23 protein-coding genes are annotated in these 23,336 nt (G+C 68.0%); 12 read left to right on the top strand and 11 right to left on the bottom strand.

The genetic code is table 11. The features are described 5' to 3' along the window. The gene (locus tag QE494_RS07060) at nucleotides 1-165 is read left to right on the top strand and encodes an oxidoreductase-like domain-containing protein (RefSeq protein WP_300042211.1); all 165 of its coding nucleotides are present in this window, start codon (nucleotides 1-3) and stop codon (nucleotides 163-165) included. Here QE494_RS07060 and QE494_RS07055 read toward each other — a convergent pair. Next, nucleotides 144-617, bottom strand: a complete 474-nt coding sequence (locus tag QE494_RS07055) for a ketopantoate reductase C-terminal domain-containing protein (protein ID WP_336619427.1) — start codon at nucleotides 615-617, stop codon at nucleotides 144-146. The two genes, QE494_RS07060 and QE494_RS07055, sit on opposite strands and share 22 nt — an antisense overlap. 152 nt (nucleotides 618-769) lie before the next feature. Then, on the bottom strand, nucleotides 770-2,215 hold the full coding sequence (locus QE494_RS07050) for an MFS transporter (RefSeq protein ID WP_300042205.1): 1,446 nt from the start codon (nucleotides 2,213-2,215) through the stop codon (nucleotides 770-772). Nucleotides 2,216-2,329: 114 nt separating this feature from the next. On the opposite strand from QE494_RS07050, the gene QE494_RS07045 reads away from it, so the two are divergent. The 3 genes from QE494_RS07045 (at nucleotide 2,330) to QE494_RS07035 (ending at nucleotide 4,548) form a co-directional block, all read left to right on the top strand. Further along, nucleotides 2,330-2,566, top strand: coding sequence for an AbrB/MazE/SpoVT family DNA-binding domain-containing protein (locus QE494_RS07045; protein WP_300042204.1), 237 nt, complete (start codon nucleotides 2,330-2,332; stop codon nucleotides 2,564-2,566). A 3-nt stretch (nucleotides 2,567-2,569) separates the two neighbouring features. Then, nucleotides 2,570-2,968 carry a type II toxin-antitoxin system VapC family toxin gene (locus QE494_RS07040; protein ID WP_300042203.1) on the top strand — a complete coding sequence of 133 codons (399 nt, stop codon included), beginning with the start codon at nucleotides 2,570-2,572 and terminating at the stop codon, nucleotides 2,966-2,968. A 203-nt stretch (nucleotides 2,969-3,171) separates the two neighbouring features. Further along, nucleotides 3,172-4,548 (top strand): ABC transporter substrate-binding protein, encoded by a 1,377-nt coding sequence (locus QE494_RS07035; protein WP_300042202.1) that lies wholly within the window; start codon nucleotides 3,172-3,174, stop codon nucleotides 4,546-4,548. A gap of 93 nt (nucleotides 4,549-4,641) precedes the next feature. On the opposite strand, the gene QE494_RS07030 is transcribed toward QE494_RS07035, so the two are convergent. The 6 genes from QE494_RS07030 to QE494_RS07005 all read right to left on the bottom strand — a co-directional run bounded on the left by QE494_RS07030 (nucleotide 4,642) and on the right by QE494_RS07005 (nucleotide 10,423). Then, nucleotides 4,642-5,442: an SDR family oxidoreductase gene (locus tag QE494_RS07030; RefSeq protein WP_300042201.1), complete on the bottom strand. Its 801-nt coding sequence runs from the start codon at nucleotides 5,440-5,442 to the stop codon at nucleotides 4,642-4,644. Between the two features lie 63 nt (nucleotides 5,443-5,505). Further along, nucleotides 5,506-6,426: a DMT family transporter gene (locus QE494_RS07025; protein WP_300042200.1), complete on the bottom strand. Its 921-nt coding sequence runs from the start codon at nucleotides 6,424-6,426 to the stop codon at nucleotides 5,506-5,508. A gap of 107 nt (nucleotides 6,427-6,533) precedes the next feature. Continuing rightward, the gene (locus tag QE494_RS07020; RefSeq protein ID WP_300042199.1) at nucleotides 6,534-8,048 is read right to left on the bottom strand and encodes a tripartite tricarboxylate transporter permease; all 1,515 of its coding nucleotides are present in this window, start codon (nucleotides 8,046-8,048) and stop codon (nucleotides 6,534-6,536) included. Nucleotides 8,049-8,061: 13 nt separating this feature from the next. Next, nucleotides 8,062-8,550: a tripartite tricarboxylate transporter TctB family protein gene (locus QE494_RS07015; protein ID WP_300042198.1), complete on the bottom strand. Its 489-nt coding sequence runs from the start codon at nucleotides 8,548-8,550 to the stop codon at nucleotides 8,062-8,064. Between the two features lie 197 nt (nucleotides 8,551-8,747). Then, a complete protein-coding gene (locus QE494_RS07010) occupies nucleotides 8,748-9,479 on the bottom strand; it encodes a spermidine synthase (protein WP_300042210.1) in 732 nt (243 codons plus the stop codon). Nucleotides 9,480-9,544: 65 nt separating this feature from the next. Then, nucleotides 9,545-10,423, bottom strand: a complete 879-nt coding sequence (locus QE494_RS07005) for a TatD family hydrolase (RefSeq protein WP_300042197.1) — start codon at nucleotides 10,421-10,423, stop codon at nucleotides 9,545-9,547. Nucleotides 10,424-10,730: 307 nt separating this feature from the next. On the opposite strand from QE494_RS07005, the gene QE494_RS07000 reads away from it, so the two are divergent. The 6 genes from QE494_RS07000 (at nucleotide 10,731) to QE494_RS06975 (ending at nucleotide 18,136) form a co-directional block, all read left to right on the top strand. After that, nucleotides 10,731-11,741, top strand: a complete 1,011-nt coding sequence (locus QE494_RS07000) for a S1C family serine protease (protein ID WP_300042196.1) — start codon at nucleotides 10,731-10,733, stop codon at nucleotides 11,739-11,741. 97 nt (nucleotides 11,742-11,838) lie between these two features. Beyond that, nucleotides 11,839-12,846, top strand: a complete 1,008-nt coding sequence (locus tag QE494_RS06995) for a MoxR family ATPase (protein WP_300042195.1) — start codon at nucleotides 11,839-11,841, stop codon at nucleotides 12,844-12,846. Nucleotides 12,847-12,872: 26 nt separating this feature from the next. Then, nucleotides 12,873-13,880: a DUF58 domain-containing protein gene (locus QE494_RS06990; protein WP_300042194.1), complete on the top strand. Its 1,008-nt coding sequence runs from the start codon at nucleotides 12,873-12,875 to the stop codon at nucleotides 13,878-13,880. A gap of 15 nt (nucleotides 13,881-13,895) precedes the next feature. Further along, the gene (locus QE494_RS06985; RefSeq protein WP_300042193.1) at nucleotides 13,896-14,945 is read left to right on the top strand and encodes a VWA domain-containing protein; all 1,050 of its coding nucleotides are present in this window, start codon (nucleotides 13,896-13,898) and stop codon (nucleotides 14,943-14,945) included. Between the two features lie 448 nt (nucleotides 14,946-15,393). After that, nucleotides 15,394-16,458, top strand: coding sequence for a hypothetical protein (locus QE494_RS06980; protein ID WP_300042192.1), 1,065 nt, complete (start codon nucleotides 15,394-15,396; stop codon nucleotides 16,456-16,458). A gap of 931 nt (nucleotides 16,459-17,389) precedes the next feature. After that, nucleotides 17,390-18,136: a hypothetical protein gene (locus QE494_RS06975; protein ID WP_300042190.1), complete on the top strand. Its 747-nt coding sequence runs from the start codon at nucleotides 17,390-17,392 to the stop codon at nucleotides 18,134-18,136. A gap of 18 nt (nucleotides 18,137-18,154) precedes the next feature. On the opposite strand, the gene lolD is transcribed toward QE494_RS06975, so the two are convergent. Next, nucleotides 18,155-18,853, bottom strand: a complete 699-nt coding sequence (gene lolD, locus QE494_RS06970) for a lipoprotein-releasing ABC transporter ATP-binding protein LolD (protein WP_300042189.1) — start codon at nucleotides 18,851-18,853, stop codon at nucleotides 18,155-18,157. After that, nucleotides 18,846-20,102, bottom strand: coding sequence for a lipoprotein-releasing ABC transporter permease subunit (locus QE494_RS06965; RefSeq protein WP_300042188.1), 1,257 nt, complete (start codon nucleotides 20,100-20,102; stop codon nucleotides 18,846-18,848). Before QE494_RS06965 ends, lolD begins: the two co-directional genes overlap by 8 nt. A gap of 94 nt (nucleotides 20,103-20,196) precedes the next feature. Between QE494_RS06965 and QE494_RS06960 the strand changes: the two genes are divergently transcribed. Further along, nucleotides 20,197-21,270, top strand: a complete 1,074-nt coding sequence (locus QE494_RS06960; protein WP_300042187.1) for a phosphoglycerate mutase — start codon at nucleotides 20,197-20,199, stop codon at nucleotides 21,268-21,270. Then, nucleotides 21,267-23,060, top strand: coding sequence for a single-stranded-DNA-specific exonuclease RecJ (gene recJ / locus QE494_RS06955; protein WP_300042186.1), 1,794 nt, complete (start codon nucleotides 21,267-21,269; stop codon nucleotides 23,058-23,060). The genes QE494_RS06960 and recJ overlap by 4 nt, the downstream gene beginning before the upstream one ends. Here the strand turns inward: recJ and QE494_RS06950 are convergent, their stop codons facing one another. Next, nucleotides 23,061-23,273: a hypothetical protein gene (locus tag QE494_RS06950; protein WP_300042185.1), complete on the bottom strand. Its 213-nt coding sequence runs from the start codon at nucleotides 23,271-23,273 to the stop codon at nucleotides 23,061-23,063. Nucleotides 23,274-23,336 lie beyond the last annotated feature (63 nt).

Below are 23,336 nucleotides of genomic sequence, written 5' to 3'. Positions count from 1 at the left end.
TTGGCACGTGCCAACCTGTCGCTGCGCGAGCCGCCGCCCGAGCCCACCTCCTGCTGCGGCCGGGGCTGCAGCGGCTGTGTGTGGGAATCGTATTTCTACGCAGTGGCCTGGTGGCTGGAGGATGCGGCCGACGCTCTTCGGGATCAGGCGAGGGCCGCGGGGTAAAGCCCCTGCACCCGCCCGAAGAGGCGGGTCAGCCCCAAGAGCGCATCGATATTCGGCGTCGCCACGCCCAGGCGCTGGCCGATCTCGTGCACCACGCCCACGATGGCGTCGAGCTCGATGGCGCGGCCGGCCTCCACGTCCTGCAGCATCGAGGTGCGCAGGGCGCCGAGCTTGGCAGTGATGCCTTGGCGCGCTTCGGGGGTTTGGCCGATGGGGCCGCCGATGCGCGCGCCGATGGCCTGGGCCTTGGTCATGACCGCCGAGCAGAAGGCGCGCACCAGCGGGTCGGCCAAAATCAAATCGCCGGTGGCGCGCGTGAGGGCACTCACCGGGTTGATGGTCATATTGCCCCAGAGCTTGTACCAAATGTCGTAGCGGACGTTTTCGCTGGCGGTGGTGTCGAAGCCGGCGCCAGCCAACAGGGCGGCGATGCGCTGAACTCGCTCGCTCACACCACCCTCACCACCCTCACCACCCTCACCGTGTCAGTCGGCGGCCTGGCTCGCGCCGTGGAAGGCGAAAGCGGTGGCGCCGAGTTACAGCCCGGGTCGGCTTGATGCCCAGCGCCGTACAAAGCCTTCTATGCTCCGATTTCGCAAACGTTTCATCGCCCCTGGCCCGGCTCGACCCGCGTACGCAGACCACTGGCCAGGGCAGCCACCAGCGCCAGCGCGCTGGCCACGGCCAAGGCGCTGGCCGGGCCGCTCACCGCGCCAGCCGGATGCGACGCAAACGCCACTGCGGCCAGCGTGGCCCCCATGGATTGGCCCGTGAGGCGCGCGGTACCCATCATGCCGCTGGCAGCGCCCGCACGAGAACTGGGGGAGCTCATCACGATGGTGTGGTTGTTCGGTGACTGGAAAAGCCCGAAACCCAGCCCGCACAGGGCCAGCGGCAGCGCCATCGAGCTGCCCGGCGTGTAGGCCAACACCGCCACTGCGCCCAGGCCAAGAGCAAAAGTAATGAGTCCAGCCGCGCCCAGCCAACCATTGTGGAAGCGGCCGATCAGTCGGCCCGAGAGGTAAGCGCCGACGATGGTGGCGGCGGGCATGAAGGCCATCAACCGACCGGCCTCGCCCGCGCTGGTGTGCCAGGCGTCGATCAGCAGAAAGGGCAAGGCAACCTGGGCCAGGGTCTGGGCCCCGAAGCCACAGACCGAGGTCATGATCGACAGGCGAAAGATCGGAATGCGCAGCAAGTCAACCGGCAGTAGCGGCCGGGTCTCGCGCAACTGCCGACGCACATGGACCGCGCCCACTGCGAGGCAGGCAGTCATGAGGGCCAGGCCGGTGGCCAGCTCGGCACCGCGATCCGCCGCCGCCTTGACCGAGGCGCCAAAGTGCCCGGCGCCGAGGAACAAGAGGATGAAGAAGGCGGCATTGAGCGCGATGTCGAGCGCTGAAGGCAGGGGACCGGCATGGGCCGGCGGGTTAAGGGGCAAGGTTCGCCGCCCCAGCACCACGATCAGCAGGCACATGGGCACATTGAGCGCCAGCAGCCAGCGCCAGCTGCCCAGCGACAGCAGGGCCGCGGCCACGATTGGCCCACTCACCGAGGCCGCGCCCACCAGAATGGAGTTGATGGCAATACCCCGCCCCAGGAGCGAGGTCGGCCAGATCAGGCGGAGCAAGGCGCTGTTGACGGCCATCATGCCGGCCGCGCCCAGGCCCTGAGCCACGCGAGCGGCGACCAGCACCGGCAAAGAGTCGGCAAACACGGCCACCAGCGAGGCCAGGCCCAATATCGCAGCGCCCGTGAGGTAGACCCGGCGAAAGCTGATGCGGTCCCCGGCATTGGCCAAGGGCAGCAGGGCCACGAGCGCCGCGAGCTGAAAGGCGTTGATCACCCAGACGGCGCTGGAGGCGGAGACCTGCAACTCACGCGTGATCGCCGGCAGCACGAAGGCCATCGCCGTGCCGTCCATCACCGCCACCGTGACGCCCATCATCACGGTGCCCAGGGCCAGATAGCGGTGCGGGGGCTCGAGTCCGGGGGAGGCGGCGGACGAGGGAGGGGTCGGGGAAGCAGGTGCGGGGGGCGGACTTGTCACCCCTCGATCGTACGTTTGGTCAGAAGCGGGCTTCCCAAAAACACCCCTGAACCTGACTTGCTTGGCCAAGACTTCTGGTATTACCATTCCTTCTCAGGTAATACCAGAGAGACCATGGCAACCACACTGACCGTCAAGGGCCAAGTCACCATCCCCAAGCAAATCCGCGACTCGCTTGACCTGCAACCCGGCACCCAACTCGAATTCACCGTCAACGGCGACGGTGAGGTCGTGCTGCAGCGCGCCGACAAGACCCGCCGGCGCAAGCCCGATCGCTTCGAAGCAGCCCGTGGCAAGGCCGACGTCAAATGGCGGACCCGCGAACTGATGGCGCTGCTTCGCGACGGCTGAGCCATGCTGGTCGACACCCACGTGCTGGTCGATGTTCTGGCCAATGACCCGCAATGGGCCGACTGGTCCATTGGGCAGTTGCGTGCGCAGTCGCGGGTGCATCGCCTCGTCATCAATCCGGTGATTTATGCCGAGCTGGCACTGACCTTCTCGACAGTTGAAGCCCTCGACGCGGCCCTAGACGGAATGGCACTGCAGATGCTGGAAATTCCCAGGCCCGCCCTTTTTCTCGCCGGCAAGGCTTTTGCGAAGTGCCGCAAGAAGGGTGGCCTCAGGCACAGCGTGCTAAGCGATTTTTTCATCGGCGCACACGCTGCGGTGGCGGGCCTGCCGCTGCTCACGCGAGACGTCCGGCGCTACGCCCACTATTTTCCGAGTGTGCGTCTGGTCGCACCCCCTTAGGACAGCCCTCGGCAAACCCTTCCCCGCAGGGCCGGCCTTTGAGCAGGCACAGCCTTCGGCGTGCCCGGACAACCCCGATTAAAGATGAGCAGTTGACGCCCTGGCGTCACGTCCTCGACCCCAGGCATCAGGAAACCGTCCTGAATTGAGCGCTCCGCTGGCTAGGATGCCCCGCGCATCCCCGCACCCTCTACGGAGCCCCCATGCCCCGACGCCTGCTCGCCCTTCTCGCCGCTCCGGTCCCTCCGGCCGTCCTGCCCATCCTGCTGACCCTGGCCTTGGGCGCGCATCTGCCAGCGGCGACCGCGGCCGCCGCCGGCTCCAACACCGCAGCCCCTGCCGCATCCACCGCCCAGACAAGCGCCGCCCGGGCCACCGCTGCACGGGCTCCCGCCTCGTCGGTCGCCGTTGCCGCGGCGGCAGCCGCCTCATCAATCGCACCGGCTGCGCCCCCCATCCCTCCACTGCGCCTGGGTGTGATCGGCCCTTTCTCCGGGCCCTCCTCCGACTTCGGCGTGCCCATGCTGCGCGGGGTGCAGTTGGCGGTCGACGAGATCAACGCGGTGGGGGGCTTTCTCGGCCGCACGATCGAGATGGTGGTGCGCGACGACCAGGCCACGCCGGCCATGGGCCTGGCCCAGTCGCGCAGCCTGGCCGACGCCAAGGTCTTCGCCACGCTGGGGTTTTGCAACACCGGTGTGGCCATGGCCTCGCTGGAGGTGTTCCAGCAGGCGCAGATTCCCCTCATCGTGCCCTGCGCCGCTGGTAGCCCCGTCACCGCCAAGTACCCACCGCGCGAGAGCTATGTGTTTCGCACCTCGGCCCGCGACAGCCTGCAGGCCGAGGTGGTGGTGGCCGACCTGGAGCGTCGGGGCTGGACCCGGGTGGCGATCTTTGCCGACGAGACCGCCTATGGCGAGTCGGGTCTCGCCGACGTACGCCGCTCTCTGGCGCAGCGCCAGCTCACGCCGGTGTACGTGGCGCGCTTTCCGCTCGGTGCCAAGGACATGAGCGAGCCGCTCAAGGCGGCCCGCGCAGCGGGCGCCAATGTGATCTTCACCTACACCGTCGGCAAGGAGAACGCGGCTATCGCCCTGGGCCGGCAGGCACTGCGCTGGAACGTGCCCCTGGTGGGCGGCTGGCCGCTGTCCTTCCCCTTCTTCATCGAGGGCGCAGGCGAGGCGGGCGAGGGCGCCTTGATGGCGCAGACCTTCATTGCCGAGCCCAGCAATGAGCGCCGCGCCGCCTTCCTTGCGGCCTACGCGCGCAAATACAGCGCCCGCCGCATCCCAGTGCCAATGGCGGCGGCTCAGGCCTATGACGCCACCTGGATCCTGCTCTACGCGCTGTTCGGGTTGGGTGATGGCGAGGTCGATGGCCCACGACTCAAAGCCTCTCTGGAGCGCCTGCCACGCACCTACTACGGGGTGGTGGCTACCTACGAGCGGCCCTTCAGCCCCGACGACAAGGACGCGATCACCGCGAACATGCTGGTGATCGGTCAGGTGAAAAAAGGCGCAGTCACCTTTGCCTACCCGGAGGATGCGCGCCGCAACCTCTTCATCCAGCGCAAGCGCTGAACCTCAAGGAGCAGGGGCGCCAGGCCTCATGCCTCGCGAGCGCTAACCTTGATGCCGCACGGGCGCTGACGCGAGGTGATAGCCCCGGCAACCTCAGAAAGTCCCAGGGTAGGCGCCGCCGTCAATGAGCAGGTTCTGGCCGGTGATGTAGCCCGCCTGTGCGCTGCACAGGAAGGCGCAGGTCGCCCCAAACTCATCGGCCTCGCCGAAGCGACCGGCCGGCACCGTCTTGCGCCGGCTCTCGGCCACCGCCTCGGTGGACTGCCCCGTCTTTTTGGCCGCGCCCTCGAGCGTTGTACGCAAGCGGTCGGTATCGAAAGCGCCGGGCAGCAAGTTGTTGATCGTGACGCCCGCCGACACCAGCTTGGCGTTGCGCGCCAGGCCAGCGATGAAGCCGGTGAGCCCGCTGCGCGCGCCGTTGGAAAGACCCAGGATTTCGTTGGGCGCCTTCACCGCGCCCGAGGTGATGTTGACAATGCGACCGAAGCCGCGCGAGGCCATGCCGTCCACCGTGGCCTTGATCAATTCGATCGGAGTGAGCATGTTGGCGTCCAGGGCGCGGATCCAGGCCTCACGGTCCCATTCGCGAAAGTCTCCGGGCGGCGGGCCGCCGGCATTGGTGACCACAATGTCATAAGCGCTGCCACGGACAGCCAGCGCCGCAGCGCGGCCCTCGGGGGTGGTGATATCGGCCGCGACGGTGAGCACCTGGGTACCGGCCGGCACCTCAGGGTCAGCCCGCAGGGCGGCAGCGGCCGCCTCCAGGGCCGGCGCGCCGCGCGCCACGAGCACCACATGCGCACCTTCGCGCGCCAGCGCGCGGGCACAGCCCAGGCCCAGGCCCTTGCTTGCGCCGCCCACCAGGGCCCAACGGTTCTTGATGCGGTAATCCATGTCGAATGTCTCCCAAAAAAATGCGATTACATTGCCAAAGATGCTGGGGAAATGGCCTGGTCTTCAGGCGCGCGCCTGGCTGAACATCCACACGCCCACCAGCACCAAAATCGTCCCCAGCCCGACCCACACGGTGAACGGCTCGCCGAGCAACACGGCACCCAGCAGTATCGTGGACAGCGGCCCAATCATCCCGGCCTGGGCAGAAGCCCCCGGGCCAATCCGCTCGATCGCCATCATCAGAAACAAGATCGGGAACACGGTGCACACAGTGGCGTTAATCAGCGACAGCCAGATCACGGCCGGTGCCACCGCAAAGGCCGCCTCCACCGGGCGCAGCAGCAGGAAATGCAAAATGCACAGCACACACGCCACGGTCGACGCGAGGCCGACCAGGCGCAGAGAGCCCAGCACATGCACCAGACGGGCGCTGGCCAGCAGATAGCAGGCATAGCTCGCCGCGCTGCCCATGATGAGGGCCGCGCCCAGAACCACATCGGCGCCCTGCTGCCCAACCTCACGGCCAAACACCAGCAGCACGCCGGCATAACTGGTCGCCATCGCCAGCCATTGCCTCGGCAGGATGGGCTTGCGGTACAGGACCCAGCTCATCACCACCACCAGGGTCGGGCTGAGATACAGGATCAGCCGCTCCAGGGAGGCGGTGATGTACTGCAAACCAACAAAGTCCAGCAGGCTCGACAGGTAGTAGCCGATGAAGCCCAGGAACAGTACACCGGCCCATTGGCGAGCACTCAGCGCCGCCTGGCCACGGCTGGCCCACCAGGCGATGAGGATGAAGATGGGCAAGGCGAACAGCATGCGGAGCATGAGCACCATGACTGCATCGACCCCATGCCCGTACATGAGCTTGGCGAGAATTGCCTTGCCACTGAAGGCGATGGCGCCCAGGACCGCCAGCCCGAAGCCCACGGCTCGGCCCGAGGCGGCGCGGCGCGGGGGCAAATTCGGCACTGAACTCATGCAACCTCCTCACCTGATTGTCGCAGGGCATGAAAAAGCGCCCAGGAGGGCGCCTTTTCGTGAAAAAGCGCCCCGAAGGGCGCCTTTTCGCTGGGTGAGGCCAGGCCTCAGTCTTCTTCTTTGAAGACGTTCTCTCGCTTGCTCTTCATGGAGGGCAGCAACACGATGATGAGAAGCAGCACGGCGACCGCCAGCAGGCTGGCCGACAGCGGACGGGTGACGAACACGCTCCAGTCGCCGCGCGACAGCAGCATGGCGCGGCGCAGGTTTTCTTCCATCATCGGGCCCAGGATGAAGCCCAAGAGCAAAGGTGCAGGTTCGCAACCCAGCTTGATGAACGTGTAACCGACCACACCGAAGATGGCGACCATCCAGATGTCGAAGGTGTTGTTGTTGGTCGAGTACACACCAATCGCGCAGAACAGCACGATAGCGGGGAACAGCCAGCGGTAGGGGATGGTCAGCAGCTTGATCCAGATGCCGATCAGCGGCAGGTTCAAGATGATCAGCATGGCGTTGCCGAGCCACATCGAGGCGATCAGACCCCAGAACAGCTGCGGGTTGCTGGTCATGACCTGCGGACCCGGCTGGATGTTGTGGATGGTCATCGCGCCCACCATCAGCGCCATCACGGCGTTGGGCGGAATGCCCAGCGTCAGCAGCGGAATGAAGGAGGTCTGCGAACCGGCGTTGTTTGCCGATTCCGGTGCAGCCACGCCACGGATGTTGCCCTTGCCGAACGCAATTTCTCCAGACTTGAGCTTGACCTTTTTCTCGATGGTGTAGGCCGCAAAGGCGGACAGCAGCGCGCCACCGCCCGGCAAGATGCCGAGGCACGAGCCGATGGTGGTACCACGCAGCACCGCAGGCAACATGTGCTTGAAGTCTGCCAGGGTCGGGAACAGGCCATGCACCTTGGCAGTGAACACTTCCCGGTCCTCGTCCTTCTTGGACAGGTTGGAGATGATCTCGCCATAACCGAACACGCCCATGGCGACGACGATGAAGCCGATGCCATCGGTCAGCTCGGGAATGTCGAAGGAGTAGCGGGCAACGCCGGAGTTCACGTCGGTACCGATCAGGCCCATCAGGAGACCCAGCACGATCATGCCAATGGCTTTGATCAGGGAACCCGAGGCCAGCACCACCGCGCCGATCAGGCCCAGGACCATCAGGGAGAAGTACTCGGCAGGGCCGAACTTGAAGGCCACCTCGGTCAGCGGCGCAGCAAAGGCGGCCAGGATCAAGGTGCCGACGCAACCGGCGAAGAACGAGCCCATGCCGGCCGCCGCGAGCGCGGGGCCCGCTCGGCCCTGACGCGCCATCTGGTAGCCGTCAATGGTTGTCACCACCGAGGAGGACTCTCCGGGCAGGTTCACCAAAATGGCGGTGGTTGATCCGCCGTACTGGGCACCGTAGTAAATACCGGCCAGCATGATCAGCGCGGCCAACGGAGGCAGCGCGTAGGTGGCGGGCAGCAGCATCGCGATGGTGGCCACCGGGCCAATGCCCGGGAGCACCCCGATCAGCGTGCCCAGAACGCAGCCGATGAAGCAGTAAAGCAGGTTTTGCAGCGTGAACGCTGCGCCGAAACCGATGGCGAGGTTATTGAATAATTCCATGTCGGCTCCGCGCTCAATTCACGATGAAGGAAGGCCACACCTGGAACTGCAGGTTCAGCAATTTGATGAAGGCCAGGTAGCTCAGGATGGCGAGAAAGATCGACAGGATGAAAACCTCCTTGACCTTGTACACATCCCCTGCGCGACTCGCGATGAAGACCAACGCGAAGATGGCGACGATCAGGCCCATGGCCGGCACGCCGATGGAGGGGAGCCCCCCCAGCAGAATGCCGAAGGCCAGGTTAGAGCCAATGATGTACCCCAACGGCTTCCAGGCGATGGAGCCGATCTTCTCTCCGTCCTCGGTGCCGACCACCAAGGCCTTGAAGAGAACGAAGGCGCCGATGAGGGCCAGGATGGACCCCAACAGCAGTGGGAAGTAGCCAGGCCCCATGCGGGAGGCCTTCCCGACGGTGTAGCCGGTGGCGCCCCAGGCGAAAGCGCCTCCGATGACCAGATACATCAGGCCAGCAAAGAAATCTTTTTGACTCTTGATCTTCACGCAGTAACTCCTCGACGCGTGTTAATGACCGTCGCATTTTGGGAGGAAAGCCCGAGCAGGGGAATGTGGGTTCCACCTACCTGCCCCCGGGATAAACCCTAGGGCGCGTCCGCTTCTAGCGCCATGCAAATCGCCATGCATCGGCAGGCATCAGCACTTCTGGGCACCACGCGGCGCGATCTGCCGCATGCCCACCTTCAGGGCGGCGGCTGCAGTCCGCGCACCCACTTGCGCGCGGGCAGGCGCCAACGCGCCTCGATGACGGCCGCCCGCTCGAGCATCTCGGCCCGCGGCGGTTGCCCCGGCTGGCGCCGGGCCAGAACCACCGTGTTGCCCTCGCGGGTCGGGCGGAAAGACCAAACGCAGGCGTCGTCGAAGGCGGCGGTGATGTGCCCCAGGCTGCGCTCGAAGCTGGCGTGTCGGCCGAACAGGTTGACGCTCATGCAGCCGTCCTCGGTGAGCAGGCGCCTGCAGCCGGCATAGAACTCGGGCGAGTCCAGCACAGGTGCTGCGGCTTCATGGTCATACAGGTCGACCTGCAGCGCGTCGATGCGGCCGGCCCAATGCTCGCTGGCCACCACCTCGGCGGCGTCACCGAGGATGACCGAAAGCCGAGCGTCGTCGGCCGGCAGCTTGAACCACAAGCGGCAGGCCGCCACCACCTGCGGGTTGAGTTCGATCGCGGTGGTGGTCATGCGCAGCGTCTTGCGGCAGGCCTTGGTCAGGGCGGCGGCTCCCAAGCCCAGCTGCATCGCATGCCGACCCATCACCGAAGTGGGTTCAACGAACAGCAGCCAGGCCATCATGCGCTGGATGTACTCCAGGTCGAGGGCATAGGGATCGTCCAGACGCATTGCGCCCTGCACCCAGTCGGTGCCCAGGTGCAGATAGCGGACTGGCCCGTGGTCGGAAAAATGGACTTCGGGCAGGACGGCGGCCGGTAGCTTGCGCCCGGCGCCGGGGGCGGCTGGCGCGGGAGAAAAAGGAGGAAGGGTCACGGCCGAGGATTATCCGTATCCGGACCGGGTCCCGGGTCGGCGCCATCGCGCGCCAAAAGCGCCAAGGACGCCAGGCGTGGCAGCACGGCGCCCGCGTTGCGCGCGGTGGCCTCGGCCAGGGCCTCGGGCGCCATGCCGCGCAGGCCGGCAAGCACGCGACCGATGGCTGGCAGCTCACCGGGCTCGTTGCGGCCCTGCGGCTGGCCGCCAGCCCGCGCCGCTGCCGTCTCGTACAACCAATGCGGCGGGATGTCGGGGGCGTCGGTCTCCAGCACCAGGGCCGACAGCGGCAGCTCACAGGCCAGCCGGCGCACCTGCAAGGCGCGCTCGAAAGTGAGCGTGCCGCCAAAGCCCAGGGCAAAGCCGAGGTCGAGAAAGGCATGCGCCTGCTGGGTGCTGCCGTTGAAGGCATGGGCAATGCCACCCACCGGCTGGCGCCGCAACTCGCGCAGCAAAGTGTCTGCCGAGCGCCGCACATGCAGGAGGACCGGCAGCCCGTGACGACGCGCCAGGCGCAGCTGCTCCCGGTAGAAGAAAAGTTGGCGCTCGCGGTCCAAGCCCGGCAGAAAATAGTCCAGCCCGATCTCGCCCACCGCCAGCAGGCGGGGGTCCTGCCGGTGCAGGGCCAGGGCCTCATCCAGCCGGGCGAGGTCAGCCTCGCTGGCTTGCGGCGTGATCAAGGGATGGATACCCAGGGCGTAGCCGTCCCCATGCTGGTGCGCCAGCGCCCGCACCGCCTCGAAGTGGGTCGCTGCCACCGCAGGAATGACACACAGCCGCACACCGGCACTGCGCGCCCGCGCCCGCACTGCCGACCGATCGGCCTCAAATTCGGGCGCATCCAGGTGGCAGTGGGTATCGATCCAGGCAGTCACCCAGAGATGATGCACCAGACAAGGGAGGGCCTCAGGCCCAAACACGCCGAACGCCCATGCCCGCGCCCCATGCCTGCGAAAGAGCCAACGGCTAACGCCTGGGTCTGGGGCGCGCCCGCGGCGCACTGGCGACGGATCTCACTCGGTGCGAGTGCGGATGCAAGGGCCGGCGATCCGTGTTACCGTAAAACAGGTCCAGTCACGTAGTCACAGTCACAGCATGCGCCGGCCTCCCCTTTACAGCAGCAGTCGACCCGGCGCCCGCCGAACCGCACCCACCCCCCGTGCGACCGTCCCAGGGCAGCCCGTGCCGGCCGCCCGCGCTGACGACACCACAGCCACAGCCACCGCCGCAGCGCAGGCCCCGGACAGCGGGAGCCCCCCGGCGACGCTGGCCAAGCCACAGGGCCGCCTTCGCCGCTGGCTGCGCCGACCCACCAGCCTGCAGTCGTTGTGGATGCTGGTCCTGGTGCTGGCAGCCCTTCTCACCTGGAGCGTCTCGCAGCAGCTCGGGCAGCGGCGCATCACCCAGCAGGACATTGACGCGGCGGTGCTCAAGACGCTTGAGACGCAAGAGCTTCCCTCCGAATACGCCAAGGCCTACGACGCCATCCGTCCCTCGGTGGTCCGGGTTGCCGGCTACATCAAGCGCGAGCGCCTGCAAGCGCTCGCCAAGGGCAAGCCCGGGGCTGGCCCCGCAGGCAGGGCCACACCCGGAGCCTCCGGACCCAAGGCGCCGCCGTCAGTCGACGAGGACGAGGGCGCCCAAGAGGGCGAAGTCCGCCTGGGGGTGGGCACCGGCGTGGTCATCGTCGACAAGGGCCTGATCCTCACCAATTTGCACGTGGTCTCGGGCGCCGACCGCATCACCGTCACTTTCGCCGACGGCCTCGAGGCCACGGCGTCGGTGGTCAACGTGCAGCCCGAGAATGACCTGGCGGTGCTGCAGGCACACAAGATTCCCGACGACCTGTTTGCCGCCACCATGAAGGGCACGGGCGAGTTGGCACCGGGCGACAAGGTGATGGCGGTGGGCTTTCCCTTCGGCATCGGGCCGTCCGCCTCGGGCGGAGTGGTCTCGGGCCTGGGCCGGGCCTTCCGTTCGCCCGAAGGCGGCCATTCACTGCGCAACCTGATCCAGTTCGACGCCGCAGCCAACCCGGGCAACTCCGGCGGGCCCCTGGTCACCATGGACGGTGCGGTGGTGGGCATCGTGACTGCCATCCTCAATCCGACATCCGCCCGCACCTTCCTGGGCATCGGTTTTGCAGTGCCTATCGAAAACGCCGCTTCAGCCGTGGGCGTGCCGCCTTTCTAGCAGCGCTGCCTGCCAGAGACCGGTCACACCCGCCCACTCCGAACACTTTCAGCCACCACATCCCTGGGCACCCCAGCCCGCCGACACGGAGACCCGCATGAACGCCAGCGCCCCCGACGCCACCACCGCCAAGCTGATGGAGCAGATCCTCTATGAGGTCAAGCGGGTCGTCGTTGGCCAAGACCGCTTCCTCGAGCGGGTCATGGTGGCCATGCTCGCCCAGGGCCACCTGCTGGTCGAGGGTGTGCCCGGCCTGGCCAAGACGCTCACTGTCAAAACCCTCGCGGCTACCGTGCAGGGCAACTTCAAGCGCATTCAGTTCACGCCCGATCTGGTGCCTGCCGACCTGATTGGCACGCGGGTCTATAACCAGGGCACGGGCGAGTTCACCACCGCGCTGGGCCCGGTGTTTGCCAACCTGCTGCTGGCCGACGAGATCAACCGCGCCCCGGCCAAGGTGCAAAGCGCGCTGCTCGAGGTGATGCAGGAGCGCCAGGTCACCATCGCCGGCGAAAGCCACCGGGTGCCCGACCCCTTTCTGGTCATGGCCACACAGAACCCGATCGAGACCGAAGGCACCTACCCGCTGCCGGAGGCCCAGGTCGACCGATTCATGATGAAGGTGCTGGTCGACTATCCCACCGAGGAGGAGGAGTACGTCATCGCCGAGCGGGTGATCGGCCCGAAGGTGGAGGTGACCGCGGTGGCCACCACCTGGCAACTCGCGGCGCTGCAAAAGGCCGCGCGTGCGGTCTATCTCGACCCCTCCATGTTGCAGTACGCGGTCAAGCTGGTCTCGGCCACCCGCCGGCCTGAACGCCACGGGCTGGAGGAGCTGCGCCGCTTCATCACCTTTGGCGCCAGCCCGCGCGCCACCATCTCGCTGGCCGAGGGTGCGCGCGCCCTGGCCTTGATGCGGGGCCGCAACTACGCCCTGCCCGAGGACATGAGCGACCTGGTGCATGACGTGCTGCGCCATCGCATCGTGCTGTCCTACGAGGCGCTGTCAGAAGGCATGGATGCCGACGCCCTTATCACCCAGATCATGAGCCGTGTCCCGGCGCCCGCCCGGCCGCTCGAGCACGAGGCCCAAGCGGCCGACTGAGGCGCCCAAGCGACACCTGCCAACCCATGGCCTTGCGCAACCCCGCCCCCGGCTCTGCCGCAGCAGCGCCCACACCGGCCACCGCCATCAGCGGCCGCGCCGAGGCCCTGCTGCGCCGACTCGAGTGGAAGGTGCTGCGCCGACTCGACGGCCTGCTGCAAGGCGACTACCGCACCCTGATGCGCGGCGCCGGCATCGACCTGGCCGACCTGCGCGAGTACCAGGCGCACGACGATGTGCGCCACATCGACTGGAACGTCACCGCGCGCCAGGGGCAGCCCCATGTGCGCGTGTTCACCGAAGACCGCGAGATGGCGGCTTGGTTCCTGCTGGATTTGAGCCCCTCGGTGGACTTCGGCTCGGGCGAGCGGGCCAAGCGCGAGCTCGTCGCCGAATTCACCACCGTGCTGGCGCGACTTCTCACCCGCCACGGCAACCGCGTTGGCGCCTTGCTCTATGGCCAGGGCGTGGACACCGTCATCCCCACTGGCAGCGGCCGCCGTCATGTGCTGCGTCTGCTGCACGCGCTGCAAGGCCGGCCCGTGCTGGCCGAAGGGCGACCGACGCAACTCAAGGACCTGCTGGACGCCGCCGCCGGGCTGGCACGCCGACGCTCGACCGTCTTCGTGGTCTCTGACTTCATCAGCGAGCCCGGCTGGGAAAAGGCGCTGGCGCGCCTGGCCCAGCGCCATGAGGTGGTGGCGGTGCGGGTACTCGACCCGCTGGAGCTCGAGCTGCCCGACCTGGGCCTCATCACCCTGCGCGACGCAGAAACCGGCGAGCAACTGCTGGTAGACACGCACGACAAGGGCTTTCGCCAGCGCTTTGCCCGCATCGCCGCCGAGCGCGAGGCGCAACTGCACGAGGGCCTGGCCCAGGCCGGCGTCGACACCCTGGAGCTGGCCACCGACGGCGACCTGGTTGACGCGCTGGTGCGCTTCATTGAGATGCGCCGGCGCCGCGCCCGCCTCTCGGGTGCCAGCCTGCCCTCCCATCTGCGGTCCGTGAACACACAGCCCGTGCCCGCGGCCTGAACCGGAGTCTGAACTATGCATTTCCTCTGGCCCAACCAACTCTGGATGCTGCTGGCGCTGCCGCTGGTCGTCCTGCTGTACATCTGGCTGCAACGCCGGCGCAAGAAGCTGGCGGTGCGCTATGCCTCGCTCTCGATTGTCAAAGAGGCCATGGGCCGCGGTCCGGGCTGGCGGCGGCACCTGCCGCCCGCGCTCTTCCTGCTGTCGCTGGCAGCCATGTTGCTGGCCTCCGCGCGGCCGGTGGCCACCATCACCCTGCCCTCCACCCAGCAGACCATCATCTTGGCCATGGACGTGTCGGGCAGTATGCGCGCCACCGACGTGCAACCCAATCGTCTGGTGGCGGCGCAAGCTGCGGCCAAAGCCTTTCTCGAGGAGCTGCCGCGCGACGTCAAGGTGGGCATCGTGGCCTTTGCCGGAGCGGCCCAGGTGGCGCAGTTGCCCACCGTCAACCGGGAGGATCTGGTCACCGCCATCGACCGCTTCCAGATGCAGCGCGGCACCGCTACCGGCAACGCCATCGTCATCTCGCTGGACACCCTCTTCCCCGGGCAGGGCATCGAGCTGGCGGCGATGCAAGGCGGCGGTGGCGGACGCTTTCGGCCGCAGGCTGCGCCGATCGACGCTGAGAAGAAGGAGGCCAAGCCCTTCACGCCTGTGCCCGCCGGCAGCTATTCCTCGGCGGCCATCATCATGCTCACCGACGGCCAACGCACCACTGGCGTCGACCCTTTGGACGCGGCCAAGATGGCCGCCGACCGCGGGGTCAAGGTCTACACCGTGGGCATCGGTACCGTCGACGGCGAGACCATTGGCTTTGAGGGTTGGAGCATGCGGGTGCGCCTCGATGAGGCGACGCTCAAGCAGATCGCCAACAAGAGTGCGGCCGAGTACTTCTATGCGGGCACCGCACAAGACCTCAAGAAGGTGTACGAGCACCTGAGCACCCGGCTCACGGTCGAGAAAAAGGAAACCGAGGTCGCCGGTCTGCTGGCCCTGCTGGCCGCCGCACTCGCCCTGGCGGCGGCGGGGCTGTCGGTGTGGTGGTTCAACCGGATCCTGTAGCGACGCTTCGCGCAATTCGTGAAATCCGTCACGGACGCGCCCCGCGCCGTGTCAGCGCAAAGTCACGCGCAGACAGTCCCCGACCCTACGCTGGCCGGAAATCGACCAGGGTCTCCACCCGGGTTAGCGAAGGTCTCCCATGTTCAGCCTGACTTCCTCTGGCATCCGTCCAGGCGCCACCTCGCGCGCTGCCGCAGCTGCGCCGCTAACGGCCCGGGCCTCACAAGATTCACAGCCGGCCCAGCCGGCGCAACGGCCCTCCCCCACGCCCTCCGGCGCCCCGCCTGTGCTGACCAGACGCAACAGCGCGCCCTCCCCTGGCGAAACGGCAGCCTCGCACCACGGGCAAGTGCGGCAGGTGCAGTTGCTGGGAACGGACACCACCTCTGCTCCATTGAATGCCCCAAGCAGTCGCCAAGCGACGCCTCGCAGCCGGTCGCTGGACCGCTTGGGCCGCCCTCTGCAGCAGCGCCGCGTCCGAGCTTCTTCGGTGCGGCAGGACATCGAGCGAGCGGGCGCGCCCGGCGCCTTGGCCACCGCCCCATTGCGCAGGGCGGCGATCGCCAGGCTCACGCACCCCGACCGGGGCGCAGGCCTGAGCGAAGCCCAGGCCCAAACGCGCGCCCAAGGGCTGCGACCCGATCTGGCGCAGGTGATTCAATGGTCAGGACGCGAGGAGTTGCAGGCTCTCTGGACATCGTTGTGCGGTCAGGCGGGACCCGCGGACGCGGGGGGCGCCAGGGCGTCTTTCGTCCTGCACATGCAGGCGCAGCTGCTCGAGCTGGTGGCTGCGCGCCTGTTCAATGGCAAACCCCTTCATCGTTCCGCAGAGATCTCCCGCACGCTGGAGGAGGCCCGACCCCTGTTCGCGTCCGCCAGCGACAAGGGGCCCACACTCCAGGCGCTGGCCCACCGCCTGCGGGCCCTGCTATACCACACCTCCAGGGAAGAGATCGTCTGGCACCTGAGCAATTGGGAATCACTGCCCGCGCACGAAACTGGCGATGAACAGACGCTACGGGCGCTGGTCATTCTCTCCCTGCGCATCGCCTTCCAGGGGGTGCAGGCGACCAGACAAGAGCTGATCAGTCCGGAGGTCTTTGGGCGACTGTCCGGAGACACGACAGACGTGTGGACCGTTCAGTTTCACATGATGCGTCAAGCCTGCGGCGGCTTGACGGTGGCCGAGAGTGGGCGGCTCGCCAGCCTGTGCCTGAAACTGCCCGTGCCGATCGGCCTGCCAGAGCAGGGCCTGCGGGTCGTACTGCGACTGCGCGAATTCATGTTGCGTGCGCTGCAGCCGCCGGGGGCCGCCGCCGCCAGGACACTGCGCCTCCGCGCAATCAGCAGCCTCACCGACCTGGCCGCTACGGTGCATGAGCCACTTCGAACCGAGTTGCTCATGCGAGGTGTCGAGATACGCAGCCTGTTGCCGCTGGAGCCCGGTGGACGCCAGGCGCCGTCGCGGCCCGCGGTGGATGGCAAGACGCCCAAAGGGTCAAGCACCGGATGAGCTTCCGAGGGTGCCAGTAGCGATGAACGTGTCGACCTGAACGTCAGAGGTAAAAGCACCCGCCCAGGAACAGGCCCAAGAAGAGGCCCCAGAAGAGGCGCATGCGTCAGCAGAGAGTCACACGCATATCGGCTGCGCTCCTAGTCTCGCCGGATCGTCCACTTCGGCACAGGAAAACGCCATGCTCCGCCCCACCGGCCCACTCACTGGGACTCCGCAAACCTCGCGCGCCGCTGCGGCCGCAGCCACTGGTGCGGCTGCGACCCCCGCCCCCACCCCGGCCACTCCGGGCACCCCCGCAAGCGCGGCACGGCCGGCCGCCTTCGCGACGCCAGCGGCGCCAGCGTCTCGTTTGGCACAGCCCACATCCGCACTGGCCTCGCGCGCCAGTGTTCCCTCCTCCGACATCGCATTTCCGTCGCCCTACAAAGACATTCGGCCCTCCCCACCGGCGAGGCCGGCGACCCCGGCGCCCGGGCCAGCCTCCGTATCAGGGTCCACGCCCGCATCGACACCCGCTTCCAGGCATGTGCGCCAACCCAGCTCGCAGTCGCTCATGGAGCGGGGCCGCGCCTCCTTCAGCGCGTCTTTCAGCGCCATGGCGACGCGCCTGGGCCAGCGCAGCGAGCGGGGCGCAGCGGTCGGCAAAGCCATTGCGGCGTCTGGCCGGCCGGACCCGCTCACAAATCCGTCTAATCGCGAGTGGGCTCTGATCCGGTTGCTCGGCCCCGAGGCGGGCGCCGAAACGGACACGCGAGCGGATAGGGAAAGCGACACCGAGAGGGACACCGAGCCGGGCACGGCCATGGGGACGACGGCGGGCGCATCCCGACCTGCACGGCCCCCCGAAACCGAAGCCAGCGCAAGGGCCCGGGCCGAAGCGCTGCGCCCCGAGCTGACGCGAATACTGGACGCGTCTTCTCACCATGAATTGAAGGCTCATTGGGAGCAGTTTTCCAGCTGGGTCGACGAGCCTCAGGACGAAAGAACAAACACCCCCTACAACCGCCACCGGCAGGCCCTGTTTCTGGAGCTTGTCGCCGAGCGACACTTCGGAAAGAACACACCTGCCAGCTTTGAGGCACTTGAGGCCACCCTCAAAGAGGTCGAGCCCAAAATGGCGGCCTGCCGCAACTTCCAGACAGCGCAAACCTCGCTGGACATGCGCCTGCACGCCCTGTGCCGCTTGGCGCCGACCATCCAACTGCATGGTGTTATCGGGAGCTGGGGCTACATCCACTCGGAACAGACGCCCCCCCAGCAGGCGCTGCACGCCCTTGTACTCCACCATGTGTGCGTCGGCATCTACGGCTTGCAAGGCGCACGCAAGTACTTGATTGACGCAGAACCGCCAGTCAGCGGCCCCAAGGCTTGGCCTGTGCTCGAGCGGATGTGCCTTCTGGCTTGCCAAGACCTCACACCTGCGGAACATCGGGATCTGATGCGGCTTTTCAAAAAGGGCAGTCCTTCTGGCCGGGGCGAGTCCGGGGCGGGCAGCAGCTCAGTGCTCGCGCCGGACGAACGGGTGCGTGCCTTCATGCGCCAGACGCTGGAAGCCTACAAACCCCCGGGCGCAGGGGCTCGTGGATCGCTGGTGGACGCTGCGCCGAGCCCGGCCTCGGCGAGGGGTCTCCCTTCGGGCGCTTCCGAGGCCAAAGGCGCTGGCGGCGGCAAGTAGTTCCAGCGGCCCGTCGTATCAGACTGGCGGGACCAGTTGGCCGCGCTCGAGGCGAAGCACCCGACCGCAGCGTGCCGCCAGTTGTTCGTCATGCGTCACCACCACGAAGGCGGTGCCAGCCTCGCGGGCCAGCTGCATCATCCGCTCGAACACCTGTTCAGCCGTGCCGCGGTCCAGGTTGCCCGTGGGCTCGTCGGCCAGCACGCAGGCCGGCTGGGTGACCAGGGCGCGCGCAATGGCCACCCGCTGACGCTCGCCGCCCGAGAGCTCAGACGGCCGATGCCGCTCACGGCCCCCCAGACCCACCGAGACCAAGACCTCGCGGGCACGGGCCTGCGCCTCGGCTTGCGGCAGGCGGCGAATGCGCAGGGGCATGGCTACGTTGTCGAGAGCACTGAACTCGGGCAAGAGGTGGTGAAACTGGTAAACAAAGCCCAGGTGCGCATTGCGGAGGCGCCCTTGCTCGGCGGCGCCCAGGCGGGCCAGCGGCTGGCCCATCAGGTGTACCTCGCCCCGGGTCGGCGCGTCCAGGCCGCCCAGCATATGCAGCAAGGTGCTCTTGCCCGAGCCCGAGGCGCCGACGATGGCCACCGTTTCGCCGGCGCGCACCTGCAGGTCGATGCCTTGCAGCACTTCGACGTCGAGCCCGCCTTCGGCAAAGCGCTTGGACAGGCCTTGGGCCTGCAGCACCACATCTCGCAGGGCTGGCTCACTCATAGCGCAGGGCCTCCGCCGGGTTGACCCGGCTGGCACGCCAGCTCGGGTAGAGCGTGGCCAGGAAGGCCAGCACCAGGGAGATGAGCGCGATCGGCACGATATCGGCGGACTGCGGGTCACTGGGCATGGCGCTGATCAGGTAGATGTCCCGCGGCAGAAAGCTCGCACCGAGCGCTCGCTCAATGGCCGGCACGATGACGCCGATGTTGAACGCGACCCCCAGCCCCAGCAGCAGGCCAGACAGGGTGCCAATGACGCCCACCATGGCCCCCTGCACCACGAACACGCCCATGATGCTGGCCGGGCTTGCGCCCAGGGTGCGCAAGATGGCGATGTCGGCGCGCTTGTCGGTCACCGTCATCACCAGGGTGCTCACCAGATTGAATGCGGCCACCGCCACGATCAGGGTGAGGATGATGAACATCATCCGCTTTTCAAGCTGCACCGCGGCAAACCAGGTGCGGTTTTGCTTTGTCCAGTCGCGCACCACCACCGCATCGCCCAACGTGGCCGCCAACTGGGCTCCGACCTCAGGCGCGCGGTGCAGGTCGGCCAGGCGCAGGCGCACGCCGGTGGGCCCCTCGAGCCGGAACAGGCGCTGCGCATCCTCGATGTGCATCATCACCAGGCCGCTGTCGAACTCGAAGTGGCCGGCGTCAAACACGCCCACCACCTTCATCTGCTTGAGGCGGGGCAGCACGCCGGCTGGCGTCACCTGGCCGCCGGGCGCGATGAGGGTGACCGCATCGCCCTCGCGCAGAGCCAGCTGGCGGGCCAGCTCGGCGCCCACCACCAGGCCAAACTCGCCAGGTACCAGGCGGGCGAAGGGCCCGTCCTTCAGTGAGCGGGCCAGGGCGGTGATCTCAGGCTCGAGCGCCGGGTCGATGCCGCGCACCAGCGTGCCGCGCATATCCTCGCCGCGCGCCAACAGCGCCTGGGTGGCGACGAAGGGAGCCGCCGCCTGCACCTGCGGGTGGCGACGGGCCTGGGCGAGGGTTTGCGCCAGGTCGGCCAGGGGCTGCCCGCCCACGCCATAGATTTCGATGTGGGAGACGACGCCCAGCATGCGGTCACGCACTTCCTTCTGGAAACCGTTCATCACCGAGAGCACGATGATGAGCGCGGCCACGCCCAGGGCGATGCCCAACATGGACACGCCAGAAATGAAGGAAATGAAGCCGTTGCGGCGCGCGGCGCGGCCGGCGCGGGTGTAGCGCCAGCCCAGGAGCAGTTCGTAGGGGACTTGCATGCCGCGGGTGGAACAGGTTGGCGAGGTCGAAGAGCGCCCCGGGGACCCCGGGATGGCCATGGGGGGGATTGTGGCATCCGGGACAATAGGGACCATGACGGACACTGCCCTGCACCTGATCGTGTCCCACGCCGGCGCCACGGACGACGCCCGCCGGCAGACCCTGGCCGGCCTGCGCCTGCCCCACCTGACCCGGTTGCTGTCCCGCTTGGAACGGCTGCCCGACGAGGTTGCGCCGGCCGAGCGCGAGCCCGAGCGCACCCTGAGCCTGCCCCATGAGCGCGCGCAGGCCCGCGCCCTCGGCCTGCCCGGCGAGGACGGCTACCTGCCCTGGGCCGCCTGGCGGCAGGCCAGCGCGGGGCGACTCCCGGGCGGTGCAAACATTGACGGTGGGCGCTTTGACAGCGCAGCCCCGGACGGTCCAGCCCCAGACGGTCAAGCATTCGCCCGCCTCACGCCCTGCCACTGGGCGGTGGGCAGCGACCACATCGCCCTGCGCGACCCCGAGGCCTTGCAACTCTCCGACGAGGAGTCGCAAACCCTGCTGGCCGCGATGCAGCCCTACTTCACCGAGGACGGGTTAGCCGTGCAGTGGGAGCGGGCGCTGTGCTGGACCGCGCGTGGCGACCTGCTGCAAGGTCTGCCCTGCGCCAGCCTCGATCGGGTGATCGGCCGCCGGGTCGACGACTGGCTGCCCCGCACCGCCGCGGCGAGGCCGATCCGGCGCCTGCAACAAGAGATGCAGATGCTGCTCTACACCCACCCGGTGAACGAAGCCCGCGAACAGCGCGGCCTGCTGCCGGTGAACTCCTTCTGGGTCGACGGCGCAGGCGCGCTGCCAGTGGGGTGGGCGGCGTCGGGTCCGGCATCCGGCCTGGCCGAAGTCCGCCTTGATGAGCGCCTGCGAGGGCCCACGATGGAGGGCGACGCCGCCGCCTGGGGCCTGGCCTGGCAGCAGCTCGACGACGAGGCCCTGCCGCCCTTGCTGCAGGCGCTCGAGGCGGGCCGCGCGGTCTACCTGACCTTGGCGGGCGAGCGCGCCGCCGCCGCCTTCGGGCCTCGTTCGGGCGGCGGACAGAGCCTCCCCCGCGCGATCTCACGCGCGATCTCCCGGGCCAGCGCTCTCTGGCGCAGCCCCCGCCCGGCCCACGTTCTGGACACCTTATGAAACTCATCACCCGCGACGTTCCGCCGCGCGCCGCCTGGGCCTTGGAGCAGGCCGGCATCCACCCGCTGCTCGCGCGCCTCTTCGCCGCCCGCGGCGTGCAGGACAAAGCCGACCTTGACGAGGGCCTGGCCCGACTGATCCCTCCCGACCAGATGAAGGGCGCGCAGGACGCCGCCCGGCTGCTGGCCGACGCCATTGCCGCCCAGCGGCGCCTGTGCATCGTGGCCGACTACGACTGTGACGGCGCCACGGCCTGCGCGGTCGCGGTGCGCGGCCTGCGCATGCTGGGCGCGACGCATGTCGAGTACCTGGTGCCCGACCGGGTGGTGGACGGCTACGGTCTCACGCCGCCCATCGCCCAGCGGGTGAAGGCGCGAGGCGCCGACCTGATGATCACCGTGGACAACGGCATCGCCAGCGTCGAGGGCGTGGCCACCGCCAACGCCCTGGGCCTGCAAGTGCTGGTCACCGACCACCACCTGCCCGGCGCGCAGTTGCCCGCTGCGGCAGTGATCGTGAACCCCAACCAACCCGGCTGCGAGTTCCCGAGCAAGTCGGTAGCGGGCGTGGGCGTGATGTTTTATGTGCTGCTGGCGCTGCGCGCCGAGCTGCGCGCGCGCGGCGTGTTTGATGTGCGCCCCGCCGCCGGGCCGCCCCAAGGCGGGGCAGCCCCCTCGGGGGGCAGCGAACCACGCGCAGCGGGGAGCGTGGGGGCACCAGTCCTGCAACCTCGGCTCGATGCGCTGCTGCCTTTGGTGGCGCTTGGCACCGTCGCCGACGTGGTCAAGCTCGACGCCAACAACCGCCGGCTGGTCGCACAAGGACTGCGCCGCATCCGCGCCGGCAGCATGCCTGCTGGCCTGGCTGCGCTTTTTCGTGCCGCCGGCCGCAAACCCGAGATCGCCAGCAGCGGCGACTTCGGCTTCGCGCTGGGGCCGCGCATCAACGCCGCCGGCCGCCTGTCCGACATGACGCTGGGCATCGAGTGCCTCCTCACCGACGACGCGGCCCGTGCCGACGAACTGGCGCGCACCCTCGACGGCATCAACCGTGAGCGCCGCGACATCGAGGGCGACATGCGCGACCAGGCGATGGAAATTGCCCAATCTCTCTTCGAAGAGGGTGAGGAGCCGCCGCCAGCCGTCTGCGTGTTCGACCCCGACTTCCACGAGGGTGTGGTCGGCATCGTCGCCTCACGCATCAAGGACCGCTTCCACCGGCCGGCCTTCGTCTTCGCCGCCAGCCAGGCCTCCGGCAAGGAGCACGAGCTCAAAGGGTCGGGCCGTTCGATCCCGGGCTTTCATTTGCGCGATGCGCTCGACCTGGTCGCCAAGCGACACCCGGGCGTTTTGCTTCGCTTCGGTGGCCATGCCATGGCCGCGGGCTGCACCATCGCCGAGGAGCACCTGGACACCTTCGAGGAGGCGCTCCGGCAGGTCGCCGCCGAATGGCTGGAGCCGGCCACGCTGCTGCGCAGGCTGGAGACCGACGGACCGCTGGCGCCGGAGTACCGCCGTATCGACCTGGTGGACGCACTCTCGCAGCAGGTGTGGGGCCAGGGCTTCGCACCGCCGGTGTTCAGCGAAGAGCTCGAGGTGCTGTCACAGCGTCTGGTGGGCGAGAAGCATCTGGCGCTCAAGCTCAAGCACCAGGGTCAGCCGGTGGACGGCATCTGGTTCGGCCACACCGAGCCGCTGCCAGCACGTGCGCGGCTGGCCTTCCGACTCGACGCCGATGAATGGCAGGGCCAGCGGCGGGTGCGCTTTCTGATTGAGGGCGCGGAGGGCTGATCACGGCCGGGGCGCGAAGTGCAGCCGACAACGGCCGATGCTGAAGGCGTCGAACTGGTCCAGACAGTAGCCAAAAACCGCGTCCTGCAACTGCGTTTCCACCCGCCGAGCCTGCGCGCCGTCCACTTGCGCCTGGCACAGCGCAGAAAAAGCCAGCAGCTCTGCGCAGGCGATGAGCGCCGCGAGGATCCAGAACCAGGGCGCGACCTTCATCGGCCCGATGCTTATGCCGCGGGGGCCGGACGTGCGTAGGACACTGTCGGCGTTGCAGGCGGA

This window comes from Ramlibacter sp. (assembly GCF_029866045.1).
GTDB lineage: Bacteria > Pseudomonadota > Gammaproteobacteria > Burkholderiales > Burkholderiaceae_C > Ramlibacter.
The sequence above is the reverse complement of the archived record's forward strand: the minus strand, read 5'-3'. Positions and strand labels throughout refer to the sequence as shown.